Source organism: Streptomyces thermospinosisporus, from assembly GCF_039526425.1.
GTDB lineage: Bacteria > Actinomycetota > Actinomycetes > Streptomycetales > Streptomycetaceae > Streptomyces > Streptomyces thermocarboxydovorans.
In genome coordinates this window covers 91,408-106,096 of sequence record NZ_BAAAIZ010000008.1, presented here as the reverse complement: position 1 = coordinate 106,096, position 14,689 = coordinate 91,408, and the positions used below count along the sequence as shown (strand labels likewise).

The following is a 14,689-nucleotide window of genomic DNA, read 5'->3' as shown; positions in this document are numbered from 1 at the left end:
TGCCCTCGGCGGGTACCCGCAGCCGAGTGCTTTTCGGGCCACGGCTGGAGCACAGCAATGACGCAAATGATCTCCCCGCCGGCGCAAAGGCGTTCTAGGCTCTTCCGTACCGCCGCGTCGCGCAGTGCGGGGTCGGGCACCGCACACGCACCCGAGCGCCAGCGGTACTGCGGCGCCCCCGACCGGGGACGCCGCCGGGCAAGGAGGGCCGCATGACCGTACGGCGAGTAATGGGCATCGAGACGGAGTACGGAATCTCCGTCCCCGGCCACCCGAACGCCAATGCCATGCTCACCTCGTCCCAGATCGTCAACGCCTACGCGGCTGCGATGCACCGGGCCCGCCGGGCCCGCTGGGACTTCGAGGAGGAGAACCCCCTGCGCGACGCGCGAGGCTTCGACCTGGCCCGGGAGGCCGCCGACGCCAGCCAGCTCACCGACGAGGACATCGGCCTCGCCAACGTGATCCTCACCAACGGTGCCCGGCTCTACGTCGACCACGCCCATCCGGAGTACAGCGCCCCCGAGGTCACCAACCCGCGCGACGCCGTGCTCTGGGACAAGGCCGGCGAGCGGATCATGGCCGAGGCCGCGGAACGCGCCGCCCAGCTGCCCGGTGCCCAGCCGATCCACCTGTACAAGAACAACACCGACAACAAGGGCGCCTCCTACGGCACGCACGAGAACTACCTGATGAAGCGGGAGACCCCCTTCTCGGACATCGTGCGCCACCTGACGCCCTTCTTCGTCTCCCGCCAGGTCTTCGCGGGCGCCGGCCGCGTCGGCATCGGCCAGGACGGCCACGAGCACGGTTTCCAGCTGAGCCAGCGCGCGGACTACTTCGAGGTCGAGGTCGGCCTGGAGACGACGCTCAAGCGGCCGATCATCAACACCCGCGACGAGCCGCACGCGGACGCCGAGAAGTACCGCAGGCTGCACGTGATCATCGGCGACGCCAATCTGTCCGAGATCTCGACCTACCTGAAGCTCGGCACCACGGCGCTGGTGCTGTCCATGATCGAGGACGGCTTCATCGCGGTCGACCTGGCCGTGGACCAGCCGGTGCGCACCCTGCACCAGGTCTCGCACGATCCGACGCTCAAGCGCCTGATCACGCTGCGCAGCGGGCGGACACTCACCGCGGTGCAGCTCCAGATGGAGTACTTCGAGCTGTCCCGCAAGTACGTCGAGGAGCGCTTCGGGGACGACGCCGACGAGCAGACCAAGGACATCCTGGCCCGCTGGGAGGACACCCTCACGCGCCTGGAGAACGACCCGATGAGCCTGGCCGGCGAGCTGGACTGGGTCGCCAAGCGGGAGCTCATGGAGGGCTACCGGCGCCGGGACAACCTCGACTGGGACGCGGCGCGGCTGCACCTGGTCGACCTGCAGTACGCCGACGTACGGCCTGACAAGGGCCTGTACAACCGTCTGGTGGCCCGCGGGCGGATGAAGCGGCTGCTGGACGAGAGCGAGGTCGACAAGGCCCGTACGAAGCCGCCGGAGGACACCAGGGCGTACTTCCGGGGGCGCTGTCTGGAGCAGTACGCGGACGACGTGGCGGCGGCCTCCTGGGACTCGGTGATCTTCGATCTGCCGGGCCGGGACTCGCTGCAGCGGGTTCCGACCCTGGAGCCGCTTCGCGGAACGCGTAATCACGTCAAGGAGCTGCTGGACCGTTGCCGGACGGCCGAGGACCTGGTCAGGGTGTTGTCCGGGGGGTGAGCCGGCGGCCCGGGGGGAATCCTGGGTACCCGGGCTCCCCGGAAGGTCCGGCCGGACAGGGTGGAAAATCCCCGGTCCGGGAATCATCGAGGTGGTCCCCGTACGTTGGAGCAACTACGGGGCCATTGTCGGACCCGGCTTGTAGGGTCTGATCTTGACCGAGCAACTGTGTCGGGCGAACCGAGCGGGGTGAGGGTGATGGCGACCAAGGACACCGGCGGCGGGCAGCAGAAGGCCACGCGGTCCACCGAGGAGGTCGAGGAGCAGGCTGCGCAGACGCAGGCCTCCGAGGACCTCAAGGAGCGGCAGGAGAAGCTCTCCGACGACGTGGACTCCGTGCTGGACGAGATCGACGACGTGCTCGAGGAGAACGCCGAGGACTTCGTGCGCTCCTTCGTGCAAAAGGGCGGACAGTAAAGGTCGGCGGCTCACTTCACCTTCGAAACCAAGACACGGGGGCATGGAGTGGGTGGCGGGCCTCGGGTGCGGTGCCGGCAGTGCGCGGCGGGGTTCCCGTCCGCGCGCTGCCGGCACCGGCCTCTCGCCGGTGCTCGCCGAGGCCGGATGCGAGGGACCGGCCGCCCCTGGGCGGGCGGTAGTTGCATATGTTTGTCAGCGCCCGCAGCGAATGTGGATCACTGCCAGGAGACGGGTAGGGTCCGTGGCGTACTGTGCTTCAGCAGCAGGCCGCGCTGGGGCAGTTCAGGACCGGCCCGATGCCATCAGGCGGGCTGCCGCTACGTGGAAGGAATCGCGTGGAAGCCAACTCTCGTGACACCGGGCGTCTGCCAGCTGCCTTCCTGACGCCAGGGTCTTCCTCCTTCATGGACTTCCTCTCCGAGCACCAGCCGGAGCTGCTGCCGGGCAGGAGGTCGCTGCCGCCGGTACAGGGCGCCATCGAGGCCCCGCACGGCACGACCATCGTGGCCGTGACGTTCCCCGGCGGGGTGGTGCTCGCCGGCGACCGGCGGGCGACCATGGGCAATGTGATCGCGCAGCGGGACATCGAGAAGGTGTTCCCGGCCGACGAGTACTCCGCGGTGGGCATCGCCGGCACCGCGGGCATCGCCGTGGAGATGGTGAAGCTGTTCCAGCTGGAGCTGGAGCACTTCGAGAAGGTCGAGGGCGTGCAGCTGTCGCTGGAGGGCAAGGCGAACCGGCTGTCGACCATGATCCGGTCCAACCTGGGCATGGCCATGCAGGGACTGGCCGTGGTCCCGCTGTTCGCCGGGTACGACGTGGACCGGGAGAAGGGGCGGATCTTCTCCTACGACGTCACCGGCGGGCGCTCCGAGGAGCACGGCTTCGCGGCGACCGGTTCGGGTTCGGTCTTCGCGCGCGGTGCGATGAAGAAGCTCTACCGGGACGATCTGAGCGAGACCGAGGCCACCACGCTGGTGGTGCAGGCCCTGTACGACGCGGCCGACGAAGACTCGGCGACCGGTGGTCCCGATGTCGCCCGCCGGATCTATCCGATCGTCACCGTGATCACCGAGGACGGCTTCCGCCGGCTGACCGAGGAGGAGTCCTCCGAGATCGCCCGGTCCGTGCTGGAGCGGCGGCTGGAGCAGCCGGACGGGCCGAGGGCGGCGCTGCTGTAGCCGGCCGTGACGTCCGTGTGGTGTGGGTGATCCAGTGACTTCGACAGAAAGGGACGGGTAACCGGTGTCGACGCCGTTCTATGTCTCACCTCAGCAGGCGATGGCCGACCGGGCGGAGTACGCCCGCAAGGGCATCGCCCGGGGACGCAGCCTGGTGGTGCTGCAGTACGCCGACGGGATCGTCTTCGTCGGCGAGAATCCGTCCCGCGCGCTGCACAAGTTCAGCGAGATCTACGACCGGATCGGCTTTGCCGCGGCCGGCAAGTACAACGAGTACGAGAACCTGCGGATCGGCGGCGTCCGCTACGCCGACCTGCGGGGCTACACCTACGACCGGGCCGATGTGACGGCCCGGGGGCTGGCGAACGTCTACGCCCAGACGCTGGGCACCATCTTCTCCAGCGCGGGGGAGAAGCCCTACGAGGTCGAGCTGGTCGTGGCCGAGGTCGGGGAGACCCCGGAGCAGGACCAGATCTACCGCCTGCCGCACGACGGCTCGATCGTCGACGAGCACGGCTCGGTGGCCGTCGGCGGCAACGCGGAGCAGATCAGCAGCTACCTGGACCAGCGCCACCGCGACGGCATGACCCTGGCGGAGGCCCTGCACCTCGCGGTCCAGGCCCTGTCCCGCGACACCAACGGCAGCGAGCGGGAGATCCCCGCCGAGCGCCTGGAAGTGGCGGTCCTTGACCGCACCCGCCCCCAGAAGCGCAAGTTCCGCCGCATCACCGGCCGCCAGCTCGTCCGCCTCCTGGAGGCAGGCGCCCCCGACTCCTCCTCCGACTCCACCCCCGACAAGGACAACTCCGCCGAGTAGCCTCGAAGCTCCCTCACGAGCCCGCCCACCCCGCCCGCACGGAGTGAGCGGGCTCGTTCGGCTCCCCTCGGGTGCGCGTCCCGGCCTGGGCGGCCGGTGGCCCCGGGGCCGGCGCGGATCCGTCGCTCCCAGCGAGCGATTGCGGCGGCTGGAGGCTTTCGCCGGCGGGCGGCGGGCCCGCCATCCCGCGGGCGGGATGTGGCGCGTGGGCCAGCGGGGTTCTCGGTCGGCTGGCGGTCGGGTCCGCCCATCCGCGGCAGTCGTGTCGCCTGTGGGTGAGCTGGGCCCTGCGGGTGGCCGGAACCGCCATCTTGCGGGCGCCCGCGGCGTCGCTGGTCAGGGGACCGCGCCGTGAGGTCGAGTGACGCCTCGCGGCCGGCGGGCGATCGGCCAGTCGGGTGGCCTCGCTGTCCGCGGGTGGGTTGTGGCGCGGGAGCCGGCGGAGGCCCGTGGTCGCCAGGCGGCCGGGTTCGCCAAGCCGCGGGCGGTCGTGCCGCCGGGGGCGACGGGGGTCCCCCCGCTCGAGCGAAGTCGAGAGCGGGGGAGGGTGGGCGCGGGCGGCGCCGGGCTGCGCGACCCACCCCCGGCCCGCACCAGCGCCGGGCAAGGCGCTGACCGACCTACCGGAAGCTACCGGCACCGTCAGCTACGTCCACCGAGCGACCGAGGCCCCCAGCGTCACGCCCCTGGCGCCGCCGTGGACCCCCTCACCACCAGGCTCACCGGAATGTCCCCCTCCTCCGGCTCCTCGCCCTCCAGGACCGCCAGCAGCGCCCGCATCCCCCGCTCCCCGAAGAGCTCCGCATCCAACCGCACCGTCGTCAGCTCAGGATCGATCGCCGTGGCCACCGCCAGATCATCGATCCCCGTGACCGACAGATCCTCCGGAATCCGCAACCCCACCCGCCGCGCGGCCTTGTACGTACCCGCCGCCAGCTGATCGTCGTCGCACACCACCGCCGTGGGCCGCTCCGCTCCCTCCAGCGCCCCCCGCACCGCCGCTTCCGCCCCCTTGATGGAGATCGGCGACCGCACCGTGCGCAACCGCGTCCCCGGCACCCCCGCCAGCCGCGCCGCCAGCTCCCGCGCCCGCACCTCGAACGTCCACGACGGCACATCGGCCGCGAGATGCAGAAAGTCCCGGTGCCCCAGCCCCAGCAGATGCTCCGCGACCTGCCGCACCCCGTCCGCGATGTCGAGATTGACCGTCGCCGTCCCCGGCCCCTCCGGATCGCTGTCCAGCATCACCAGCGGCAGCTGATCCCCGCGGTCCCCGCGGTCCCCGCGGATCGCGCTCAGCGCATCCGCCGCCATCGAGGAGGCGATCACCCCGTCCAGTGCGGACTGCGCCGAGGCGAAGGGGTCCCGGGCCGGCCCGATGCCCTCCGGCGAGGGATACAGCACCACCCCGAAGCCGTGCCGCGCAGCCACCCGCGCCGCCCCGGTGTAGACACCGGCGAAGAACTCCGTGGTGAGCGCCGGAACCACCAGCAGCACCGTCCGCGTCCGCCCCAGCCGCAGATTCCGCGCCGCGAGATTGGGCCGGTACCCCAGCTCCGCCGCGGCTGCCCGCACCCGCTCGGCGGTGGCCGCCGAGACCCTGCCCTTCCACTTGCCGCCGAGCACCAGGCTCACCGAGGCCTGCGAGACGCCTGCGGCCTGGGCGACATCCCGGCTGGTGGGGCGCGTGCTGGCTCGTGGCACCGTCGGGCCGCTCTCTCTCGTAGGGGCTGCTCTCGTATGGACTGGCGGACAGGCGCCATGGTACGTATGGAGGCGGAAGTTATACGTAAAACCTGGCGAGCGGAGGGGCCGGCATGGCCACGGGATACCTGGACGTCCTCCGGGCACGGCACGCCACCCGGCTGCTGGTGGGGACGCTCGTCGGCCGCCTGCCGAACGCGACCGCCGCCATCGCCATCGTGCTGTTCGTGCGCGCGGAGGGCGGCTCGTACAGCCTCGCCGGCGCGCTGGCCGCGGTCTACGGCCTGTTCAACGCCGTCGGCCAGCCGGTGCTCGGCCGCCTGGTCGACCTGCGCGGCCAGCCGCGGGTGCAGCTGCCCGCGGCCGTGCTCTCGGCCCTGGCGATGGCGGTCTTCGCCTGGGCGGGCATCCAGCCACCGGCCCTGGCCTGCGCCGCCGTGGCCGCCGCCGGGCTGTTCACACCGCCCCTGGAGGGCGGGCTGCGGGCCCTGTGGTCCTCGGTGCTGCACCGGGAGGAGCAGGTGCACCGCGCCTATGCGATGGACGCCGTGGCCCAGGAGGTGATGTTCACCGTCGGACCGCTCCTGGTCACCCTGTGCGTCTCCCTGTGGTCCGCCCAGGCCGCCCTGCTGCTGATCAACGCCGTGGGCGTGCTGGGCGCGCTCTCCGTGGTCGCCTCGCCGCCCTCCCGGGCGTGGCGCTCGGCACCCCGCGAGGCCCACTGGCTGGGCGCCCTGCGCTCTCCCGGGCTGCTGGCGCTGCTCGGTGCGTTCCTGTGCGTGGGGATGGCTCTGGGCTCCATCACGGTCGCCTCGGTGCCGTACGCCGACGAGCACGGCGGGGACCGGGTGTACGGCTGGCTGTTGGCCGGGATCGGCCTGGGCGCGCTGCTCGGCGGTGTGGCGTACGGGGCCCGGCAGTGGAGCGGTCCGCCCGGACGGCGACTGCAGGTGCTGGTCGCGATGCTGACGGTGTGTTACCTGCCGCTGACTCTGATGCCCGATGCGGTGGCCATGACGTTGCTCGCCGTAGTCGCCGGCCTGTTCCTCGCGCCCGCCATCGCCTGTGCCTTCGTGCTGGTCGACCGGCACGCGCCGCGCGGCACGGTGACGGAGGCGTTCTCCTGGCTGGTGACCACCTTCACGGTCGGCGCCTCGGCCGGCACCGGCCTCGCGGGACCCGTCGTGGAGGCGGGCGGCGCCCAGTGGGGCTTCGCCCTGCCGGCCGCCGCGGGTGGCGTGTCCTCGCTGGTTTTGGCCGCCACCAGGAGGGTATTGGCAGGTCCCGCCGGGGGAGCGGTGGTGGCCGCCGGTGCGGAAAATGATCCGAACCGAGCCGCCGAACCCCGTTTCAGTTCGGGGGATCGGGCGTAATGTTCCCTCATGGACCGCCGCATTTTCGGGCTGGAGAACGAGTACGGCGTCACGTGCACGTTCAGGGGACAGCGCCGCCTGTCGCCTGACGAGGTGGCGCGGTACCTCTTCCGCCGTGTCGTGTCATGGGGCCGAAGCAGCAATGTCTTTCTGCGGAACGGCGCCCGCCTCTATCTCGACGTGGGGTCACACCCGGAATACGCCACACCGGAGTGTGACAACGTGACCGAACTGGTCACCCACGACAAGGCCGGCGAGCGCATTCTCGAAGGACTCCTGGTGGACGCCGAACGACGCCTGCACGAGGAGGGAATCGCGGGCGACGTCTACCTCTTCAAGAACAACACCGACTCGGCGGGCAACTCCTACGGCTGCCACGAGAACTATCTGGTGGCCCGGCACGGGGAGTTCTCCCGGCTCGCGGACATCCTCATCCCGTTCCTGGTCACCCGGCAGCTGCTGTGCGGCGCGGGCAAGGTGCTGCAGACGCCGCGCGGCGCGGTGTACTGCGTCAGCCAGCGGGCGGAGCACATCTGGGAGGGCGTCTCCTCGGCGACGACCCGCTCCCGGCCGATCATCAACACCCGCGACGAGCCGCACGCGGACGCCGAGCGCTACCGCCGCCTGCACGTCATCGTCGGCGACTCGAACATGTCCGAGACGACCATGCTGCTCAAGGTCGGCGCCACCGACCTGGTACTGCGCATGATCGAGGCGGGCACGGTGATGCGGGACCTCACCCTGGAGAACCCGATCCGGGCGATCCGCGAGGTCAGCCACGACATCACCGGCCGGCGCAAGGTGCGCCTGGCCAGCGGACGCGAGGCCTCCGCACTGGAGGTGCAGCGCGAGTACTACGAGAAGGCGCTGGACTTCTGCGAGCGCCGCGGCATCCGCACCGGCACCGTCGAGCGGGTGCTGGAGCTGTGGGGACGGACCCTGGAGGCGATCGAGACCGAGGACCTGGACCGGATCGACACCGAGATCGACTGGGTCATGAAGTACAAACTGCTGGAGCGCTACCGCGCCAAGCACAACATGACCATGTCGCATCCGCGGGTCGCCCAGATAGACCTCGCCTACCACGACATCCACCGCCGTCGTGGCCTGTACTACCTGCTGGAGAAGAAGGGCCAGGCCGCCCGGATCTGCAACGATCTGAAGATCTTCGAGGGCAAGTCGGTGCCCCCGCAGACCACCCGGGCCCGGCTGCGCGGCGACTTCATCCGCCGTGCCCAGGAGCAGCGCCGCGACTTCACGGTCGACTGGGTGCACCTCAAGCTCAACGACCAGGCGCAGCGGACCGTGCTGTGCAAGGACCCGTTCCGTGCCGTGGACGACCGGGTGGAGAAGCTGATCGCCGGCATGTGAGACCGGCATGTGAGACACACGCGAGACAGGAGCGTCAAGGGACGAGACAGGAGCTCCAAGGAGACGAAAATCTCCGGAACGTGACACGGGCGCCGTTCGTTACGCCGTGCGGCGCCCTTCTCACTGCGTAGAGTTGCGCGCACGCCACTGACAAGATCGACGATTACGAGGCCCCCACCGTGCGCCGACGCTCACTTCTCATTGCCGTTCCTGCCGGACTGGTCACCCTCGCCGCCTGCGGCGACGACAAGGGTGATTCGGGCAAGGCCAGCGAAAGCGCCGAGCCGTCGGCGCCCGAGACCTCGGCCGCGCCCCCGCCGAAGATCGTGGACGGCCCGCTGCCGGCCATCACCGCCGGCAAGAAGTTCGACGAGAAGCCGACCGTGGCCAAGGGCAGCGGAGAGCCGTCCAAGGACCTCGCAGTGAAGACCGTCATCGCGGGCAACGGCCGCTCGGTCGCCGAGAACGACTACGTCGTGGCCAACTACCTCGGCCAGATCTGGGACACCGGCAAGGTCTTCGACAACTCCTACGACCGCGGGGCCCGCCTCGCGCTCCCGCTCACCCAGGGCCAGATCATCGACGGCTGGCGCTACGGCCTGATCGGCAAGAAGGCCGGCAGCCGGGTGCAGATGGCCGTCCCGCCCACCTGGGGCTACGGCAAGCAGGGCAATCCGCAGGCCGGCATCAAGGGCACCGACACGCTGGTGTTCGTGGTGGACGTGCAGGGCACCTTCAACGCCAGGAGCAGCGCCGAGGGCTCCGAGGTGGCGCAGGACAACATCGACCTGCCCAAGGCCGGCACCAACACCGACGGCAAGGCCCCGTCCATCAAGGTGCCCGACGCCGCCGCGCCCAAGGAGCTCGTGGCGAACTACGTCATCGAGGGCGACGGCGAGAAGGTCGGCGCCCAGGACAGCGTGCTGGTGCAGTACAAGGGCGTGCTGTGGGACGGCGGCAAGGAGTTCGACTCCACCTACAAGCGCGGGCAGCTCACCTCGTTCTCCCTGCAGCAGGTCGTCAAGGGCTGGTCGCAGGGCCTGACCGGCAAGAAGGTCGGCAGCCGGGTCCTGATCGTCATCCCGCCGAAGCTGGGCTACGGCGACAACCCGCCGCAGGGCAGCGAGATCAAGAAGGACTCCACGCTGGTCTTCACCGTGGACATCCTCGCCAAGCTCTGAGCCGGGCGGGATGCGAGACTGGGTGCGTTCGCCTTTCCGCAGACAAGCAGGAGCTATTGACGTGAGCATCGACAAGCCCGAGATCGACTTCCCGGGCGGCGAGCCCCCGGCGGACCTCGAGATCAAGGACATCTGGGAGGGCGACGGAGAGGTCGCGCAGGCGGGCCAGACGGTCACCGTGCACTACGTGGGTGTCGCCTTCAGCACTGGCGAGGAGTTCGACGCCAGCTGGAACCGCGGCACGCCCTTCCGTTTCCCGCTGGGTGCGGGCCGGGTCATCAAGGGCTGGGACCAGGGCGTGCAGGGCATGAAGGTCGGCGGCCGCCGTCAGCTGACCATCCCGGCGCACCTCGCCTACGGCAACCAGAGCCCCACCCCGGCGATCAAGCCCGGTGAGACGCTGATCTTCGTGGTGGATCTGCTCGGAGTCTGATCGAAGCCGATCATCCGGGGCCCATGCCTGGTCGGGCATGGGCCCTCCGCTTTTGCCGCGACACCGCGGAGCGGTACGGTCATCGGTCGTAAGCACCATAGGGAGAAGGGCGTCGATGGCCATTGCCAAGGCCGAGCGGCTGATGAACCTGGCGCTGTGTCTGCTCGGGACGCGGCGACCGCTCACCAAGCGTGAGCTGCGTGAGTCCATCGAGGCCTATCTCGAGGCGGGCAGCGACGAGTCCTTCAACCGCATGTTCGAGCGCGACAAGGACGATCTGCGCGAACTCGGGCTGGTCATCGAGACCGTGGAGAACCTCGACGGCGAGGTCGGCTACCTCGCCCGCCGCGACAGCAACCGGCTGCCGCCCATCACCCTCGACGCCGAGGAGGCCGCCGCCCTCGGACTCGCCGCCAAGGTGTGGCAGCAGGCCCGGCTGGCCGGAGCGGCCAGCGGCGCCCTGCAGAAGCTGCGCGCCGCAGGACTCCCCGAGGACGTCGACCCCTACGGCGCGCACAGCGCCCTGGAGCCGCGCATCCCGGTGCACGAGGCCGCGTTCGAACCGCTGATGCTGGCCTGCCGCGACCGCCGCCCGGTCGTCTTCGACTACCGCAAGGCCACCGCCGCCCAGCCGGAGCAGCGGCATGTCGAGCCCTGGGCGCTGGAGTGCTGGCGTGGCCACTGGTACCTGGCCGGCTGGGACCGCGACCGGGGCGCCGAGCGGGTCTTCCGGCTCTCCCGGATCACCGGCAAGGTCCGCTCGCGCAGCGGCCGCTTCACCGCCCCCGTGCCGGACGTCGTGACCGTGCGCGAGACGGTGGCGAGCTGGGCGGGGGAGATCGCCGACCGGTCCGCGCGGATCCTGCTGCGCTCCGGCGCCGGCTACCCCCTTCGGGCAAAGGCCACCGCGGTGCGGGAACGCGGCGACGGCTGGGACGAGTTGGAGATTCCGTACGGGCACGGCCTGGACGCCTGGCTGGTGGAGTTCGGACCCGATGTGGTGGTCCTGGAGCCGGCCGAGCTGCGGGCCGACGTGGTGGACCGGCTGCGCGCCGTCGCCAAGGGCTGAGGGGGAGCGGAAAGAGACGTGGCAGGCAAACCGGCCAGGACCGTGAACGCCATCGACCAGACCCGGCGGATGCTGTCCCTGGTGACCTACCTCAGGGAGCGGCCCGGCGCCCGGATCGAGGACGTGGCGCGCGCCTTCGGTATCACCGAGGACGAGCTGGTCTCCGACCTCGATGTGCTGCCCATGTGCGGCACCAGCTTCCGCGGCGGCGATCTGCTGGACATCGACACCGACGGCGAGCGCATCTGGTGGCACAACCCCGCGGCCCTCGGCGCGGAGACGGCCGAGCCGCTGCGGCTCGCCGCCGACGAGGCCACCGCCCTGCTGGTCGCCGCCCGCGCGGTCGCCACGCTGCCCGGCCTCCGGGAGAGCGACCGCCAGGCGCTGCTGCGGGCCACCGCCAAGGTGGAGGCCGCGGCAGGCGAGGCGGCCGGCGCCAGCTCCCGGCTGTCGGTGACCTTCGAGTCCGAGGGCGGGGTCTTCGCCGACGTGGACCGGGCCATCTCCGAGCGGCGCAGACTGTGGATCCGCTACTACTCGCCCGCCCGCGACGAGGTCACCGAGCGGGAGATCGACCCCATCCGCCTGGTCAGCGTCGGCCACACCTATGTGGAGGCGTGGTGCCGCCGCTCCGAGGCCCGCCGCACCTTCCGGCTCGACCGGGTCGCCGAGATCAAGATCCTGGACGAGCCGTCCCAGCCGCCCGAGATCGAGCTGCGGGACCTTTCGGAGGGACTGGTGCAGCCGGCCGCGGAGGACCCGGAGGTCGTGGTGGAGGTCGGCCCCGGCGGACGCTGGGTCGCCGAGTACTACCCGCACGACAGCGCCGAGGAGCTGCCCGACGGTGGTCTGCGGATCACCCTGCGCACTCCCGATCCGGCGTCGCTGCGCCGGCTGGCGCTGCGGCTCGGCCGCGACGGGCGGATCGTCGAGCCCCGGGAGCTCGCCGAGAGCGCCCGCCGGGCGGCCCGCGAGGCGCTGGCGGCGTACGACGGGGTCGAGGCGGCGGGGTGACGCGGGGGCCGGCGGAGCGGACGGCGGCATCCGAGGAGCACGCGGCGGTGTGCGGCAGGCAGGACGACAGGCAGGAGCGAGGGCTTTGAGCGAGTCGGCGACGTCTGGAGCGCGGGGGATGACGGTGGCGTCCGCTTTCGCCGGGATGCGGAACGCGGCCCCGGTGATGTTCCGGGCGGGCTGCCCGGACTGCCGGGGGCGGTTCGAGCTCTCCGCGAGCGCGCTGCGGCTGGCGATAGGCGCCAGCAGCCGCACCACCTTCTACTCCTTCACCTGCCCCGGCTGCGGGGCGGCCGTGCGCAAGCCGGCGGGGGAGCGGATCGTGGAGCTGCTCACCGGCGGCGGGGTGCGCACGCTGCGGCTGCACTCGACCGTGTAGGGCCTGTCCTCCGGCCAGGACGTGCGGCGTCAGAGTCCCGTGGAGGACGTGCGGCGTCCGAGTCCCGTGGAGGACGTGCGGCGTCCGAGGCCCGTGGTGATGCCTGCGGCGAGGCCCTCGGCACGGCCGGGGCCCGGCACGGTCTAGGCTCGCCTCATGTTCTGGCCGATGTTCGCGGTTGCTCTGGGTTTTCTGGGACTGGTGGTCCTGGGAGTGTTCGCCGTCCGGGTGTTCCTGGAGGCCGAGCGGCTCGGCAGACAGGTCTCCGAGTCCGCGCGCCGGATCAGCCGCGCCGCGGAGGATCTGGAGCGGGCGGCGGCCGGTGCGGCCCGGTCCGCCGAGGCACTCTGAGTGCACCCTTGGTATGCCCTCGGTGTGCGCCTCGGTGTGCGTCCGGTACATCCTCGGTACGGCTTGTACCGCTTCGCCCTGTCACCCCGCCGCCGCCGACAGGTACGCTGCTGAGGCGGCCCGGAGAACGAGGCCCGGTCCGCGGACGGGAGCACGTGCGGGGGATGCACGGGGATTGCCTCGCGTTCACCCCCGAGAGTTACGATCGCTGCACGACACGATCGATCGGACAGCTGTCCGGCCGGTCGGACAGCACCGCCACCCCCAGCAGCCTCGGTGAGAAGGTAAAGACTTATGTTCGGAAAGCTCGGAGCCCCCGAGATCATTCTCATCCTCGTCGTCATCATCCTGCTGTTTGGCGCGAAGAAGCTTCCGGACATGGCGCGGTCGCTCGGCAAGTCCGCGCGCATCCTCAAGAGCGAGGCCAAGGCGATGAAGGAGGACAAGTCCTCCGCCCCGGCCGACCCGCCGAACCCGGGTGAGCAGCCCCCGGCGCAGCGCACCATCCAGGCCGCCCCCGGCGACGTCACCAGTTCCCGCCCGGTGACGGAGCCGACGGACACGACCAAGCGCTGACGCAGGGCCGGTGAGAACCGGCCCGCCGCACGAGATGGGAACGTGGGTTGCTCAAGTCTGCCCGCAAGCAGGAGAAGGATCCCGAAGGGCGGATGCCCCTCGCGGAACACCTTCGTGAGCTCCGCAACCGGCTCGCGAAGGCGCTGGTGGCCATCGTCCTGGTGACGGTCGTCGCGGCCTTCTTCTACAACGACATCATCAATTTCTTCACCGAGCCGATCCTCAGGGCGGTCGGGTGCCAGCAGTCCTTCGAGGAACTGGCCAAGCTCGACGAGGAAACCCGCTGTGCCCGGATCACCATCAACGGTCTGCTCACCCCCTTCACGCTGGCGCTGAAGGTCTCCCTGATGGCCGGTGTGGTGCTGGCCTCACCGGTCTGGCTCTACCAGCTGTGGGCCTTCGTCGCCCCGGGGCTGCACCGGCACGAGAAGAAGTACGCCTACGCCTTCGTCGCCACCGGCGTCCCGCTCTTCGTCGGCGGCGCCTACTTCGCGTACCGGGTGCTGCCGACCACCGCCAAGGTGCTCATCGAGTTCACGCCCTTCGGCGTGGACAACCTGCTGCCGCTGGACGACCTGCTCGACCTGGTCACGCGCATGGTCGTGGTCTTCGGCCTCTCCTTCGAGCTGCCGCTGCTGCTGATCATGCTGAACTTCACCGGGACGCTCAGCGGCAAGCGCATGCTCGGCTGGTGGCGCGGCATGATCCTGAGCATCACGCTCTTCGCGGCGATCGCCACGCCGAGCACCGACCCGCTGACCATGCTGGCGCTGGCCGGACCGATCTGGGTGCTGTACTTCGGCGCGGTCGCCGTCGCCCTGCTCAACGACCGGCGCAGGCGCCGTATCGAGGCCATGGGGCCCGGGGACGACGAGGCCTCCGAGCTGGACCTGACGCCCGAGCCGATCGACCCGGTCGAGCCCGTGGCCGCGCTGCCCGAGCAGAGCACCAAGGACCGGGTCAACGGTTATGACGACGTGACCTGACGGACCGGCCGCACCTCGTATGGTCACTTGCGTGACCAGCGAGATCACCCTCTTCGTCAACCCCACCGCCGGACGCGGCCGGGGCGCCCGCGCGGCGCAGCCGGCCGCCG

At 70.8% G+C, this 14,689-nt stretch carries 15 protein-coding genes; 14 read left to right on the top strand and 1 reads right to left on the bottom strand.

The genetic code is table 11. From position 1 onward, the window contains the following. Window positions 1-212: 212 nt before the first annotated feature. The 4 genes from dop to prcA all read left to right on the top strand — a co-directional run bounded on the left by dop (window position 213) and on the right by prcA (window position 4,142). Complete coding sequence (dop, locus tag ABD207_RS03485) at window positions 213-1,724, top strand: depupylase/deamidase Dop (protein WP_343997836.1); 1,512 nt, start codon at window positions 213-215, stop codon at window positions 1,722-1,724. A gap of 198 nt (window positions 1,725-1,922) precedes the next feature. Continuing rightward, on the top strand, window positions 1,923-2,141 hold the full coding sequence (locus ABD207_RS03480; RefSeq protein ID WP_344009936.1) for a ubiquitin-like protein Pup: 219 nt from the start codon (window positions 1,923-1,925) through the stop codon (window positions 2,139-2,141). 338 nt (window positions 2,142-2,479) lie between these two features. After that, complete coding sequence (gene prcB, locus ABD207_RS03475) at window positions 2,480-3,325, top strand: proteasome subunit beta (protein WP_344009934.1); 846 nt, start codon at window positions 2,480-2,482, stop codon at window positions 3,323-3,325. A 64-nt stretch (window positions 3,326-3,389) separates the two neighbouring features. After that, a complete protein-coding gene (gene prcA / locus ABD207_RS03470) occupies window positions 3,390-4,142 on the top strand; it encodes a proteasome subunit alpha (protein WP_344009933.1) in 753 nt (250 codons plus the stop codon). Window positions 4,143-4,820: 678 nt separating this feature from the next. Here the strand turns inward: prcA and ABD207_RS03465 are convergent. Then, window positions 4,821-5,846, bottom strand: coding sequence for a LacI family DNA-binding transcriptional regulator (locus tag ABD207_RS03465; RefSeq protein ID WP_344009931.1), 1,026 nt, complete (start codon window positions 5,844-5,846; stop codon window positions 4,821-4,823). 113 nt (window positions 5,847-5,959) lie between these two features. Here ABD207_RS03465 and ABD207_RS03460 point away from each other — a divergent pair, with 113 nt between their 5' ends. From ABD207_RS03460 to tatC, 10 genes are all read left to right on the top strand, one after another. Continuing rightward, a complete protein-coding gene (locus ABD207_RS03460) occupies window positions 5,960-7,219 on the top strand; it encodes an MFS transporter (protein WP_344009929.1) in 1,260 nt (419 codons plus the stop codon). 9 nt (window positions 7,220-7,228) lie between these two features. Next, on the top strand, window positions 7,229-8,590 hold the full coding sequence (pafA, locus tag ABD207_RS03455; protein ID WP_344009928.1) for a Pup--protein ligase: 1,362 nt from the start codon (window positions 7,229-7,231) through the stop codon (window positions 8,588-8,590). A 179-nt stretch (window positions 8,591-8,769) separates the two neighbouring features. Then, window positions 8,770-9,771 (top strand): FKBP-type peptidyl-prolyl cis-trans isomerase, encoded by a 1,002-nt coding sequence (locus tag ABD207_RS03450; protein WP_344009927.1) that lies wholly within the window; start codon window positions 8,770-8,772, stop codon window positions 9,769-9,771. 61 nt (window positions 9,772-9,832) lie between these two features. Next, complete coding sequence (locus tag ABD207_RS03445) at window positions 9,833-10,204, top strand: FKBP-type peptidyl-prolyl cis-trans isomerase (RefSeq protein ID WP_184824563.1); 372 nt, start codon at window positions 9,833-9,835, stop codon at window positions 10,202-10,204. Window positions 10,205-10,319: 115 nt separating this feature from the next. Then, complete coding sequence (locus tag ABD207_RS03440) at window positions 10,320-11,273, top strand: helix-turn-helix transcriptional regulator (protein WP_344009923.1); 954 nt, start codon at window positions 10,320-10,322, stop codon at window positions 11,271-11,273. A gap of 18 nt (window positions 11,274-11,291) precedes the next feature. Next, window positions 11,292-12,287, top strand: a complete 996-nt coding sequence (locus ABD207_RS03435; RefSeq protein WP_343997823.1) for a helix-turn-helix transcriptional regulator — start codon at window positions 11,292-11,294, stop codon at window positions 12,285-12,287. A gap of 85 nt (window positions 12,288-12,372) precedes the next feature. After that, the gene (locus ABD207_RS03430; RefSeq protein WP_344009921.1) at window positions 12,373-12,666 is read left to right on the top strand and encodes a hypothetical protein; all 294 of its coding nucleotides are present in this window, start codon (window positions 12,373-12,375) and stop codon (window positions 12,664-12,666) included. 156 nt (window positions 12,667-12,822) lie between these two features. Continuing rightward, window positions 12,823-13,017 (top strand): hypothetical protein, encoded by a 195-nt coding sequence (locus ABD207_RS03425; RefSeq protein ID WP_167990479.1) that lies wholly within the window; start codon window positions 12,823-12,825, stop codon window positions 13,015-13,017. 294 nt (window positions 13,018-13,311) lie between these two features. Continuing rightward, entirely contained in the window at window positions 13,312-13,593 is a 282-nt protein-coding gene (gene tatA / locus ABD207_RS03420; protein WP_167990480.1) for a Sec-independent protein translocase subunit TatA, read from the top strand. 47 nt (window positions 13,594-13,640) lie between these two features. Beyond that, entirely contained in the window at window positions 13,641-14,579 is a 939-nt protein-coding gene (gene tatC, locus ABD207_RS03415; protein WP_344009918.1) for a twin-arginine translocase subunit TatC, read from the top strand. The last annotated feature ends 110 nt before the right edge of the window (window positions 14,580-14,689 follow it).

Excerpts from the sequence above, each read along its gene's own strand:
- ABD207_RS03425 (WP_167990479.1), top strand. The coding sequence starts at position 12,823 with ATGTTCTGGCCGATGTTCGCGGTTGCTCTGGGTTTTCTGGGACTGGTG.
- ABD207_RS03480 (WP_344009936.1), top strand. The coding sequence starts at position 1,923 with ATGGCGACCAAGGACACCGGCGGCGGGCAGCAGAAGGCCACGCGGTCC.
- ABD207_RS03460 (WP_344009929.1), top strand. The coding sequence starts at position 5,960 with ATGGCCACGGGATACCTGGACGTCCTCCGGGCACGGCACGCCACCCGG.
- ABD207_RS03440 (WP_344009923.1), top strand. The coding sequence starts at position 10,320 with ATGGCCATTGCCAAGGCCGAGCGGCTGATGAACCTGGCGCTGTGTCTG.
- dop (WP_343997836.1), top strand. The coding sequence starts at position 213 with ATGACCGTACGGCGAGTAATGGGCATCGAGACGGAGTACGGAATCTCC.
- pafA (WP_344009928.1), top strand. The coding sequence starts at position 7,229 with ATGGACCGCCGCATTTTCGGGCTGGAGAACGAGTACGGCGTCACGTGC.
- tatA (WP_167990480.1), top strand. The coding sequence starts at position 13,312 with ATGTTCGGAAAGCTCGGAGCCCCCGAGATCATTCTCATCCTCGTCGTC.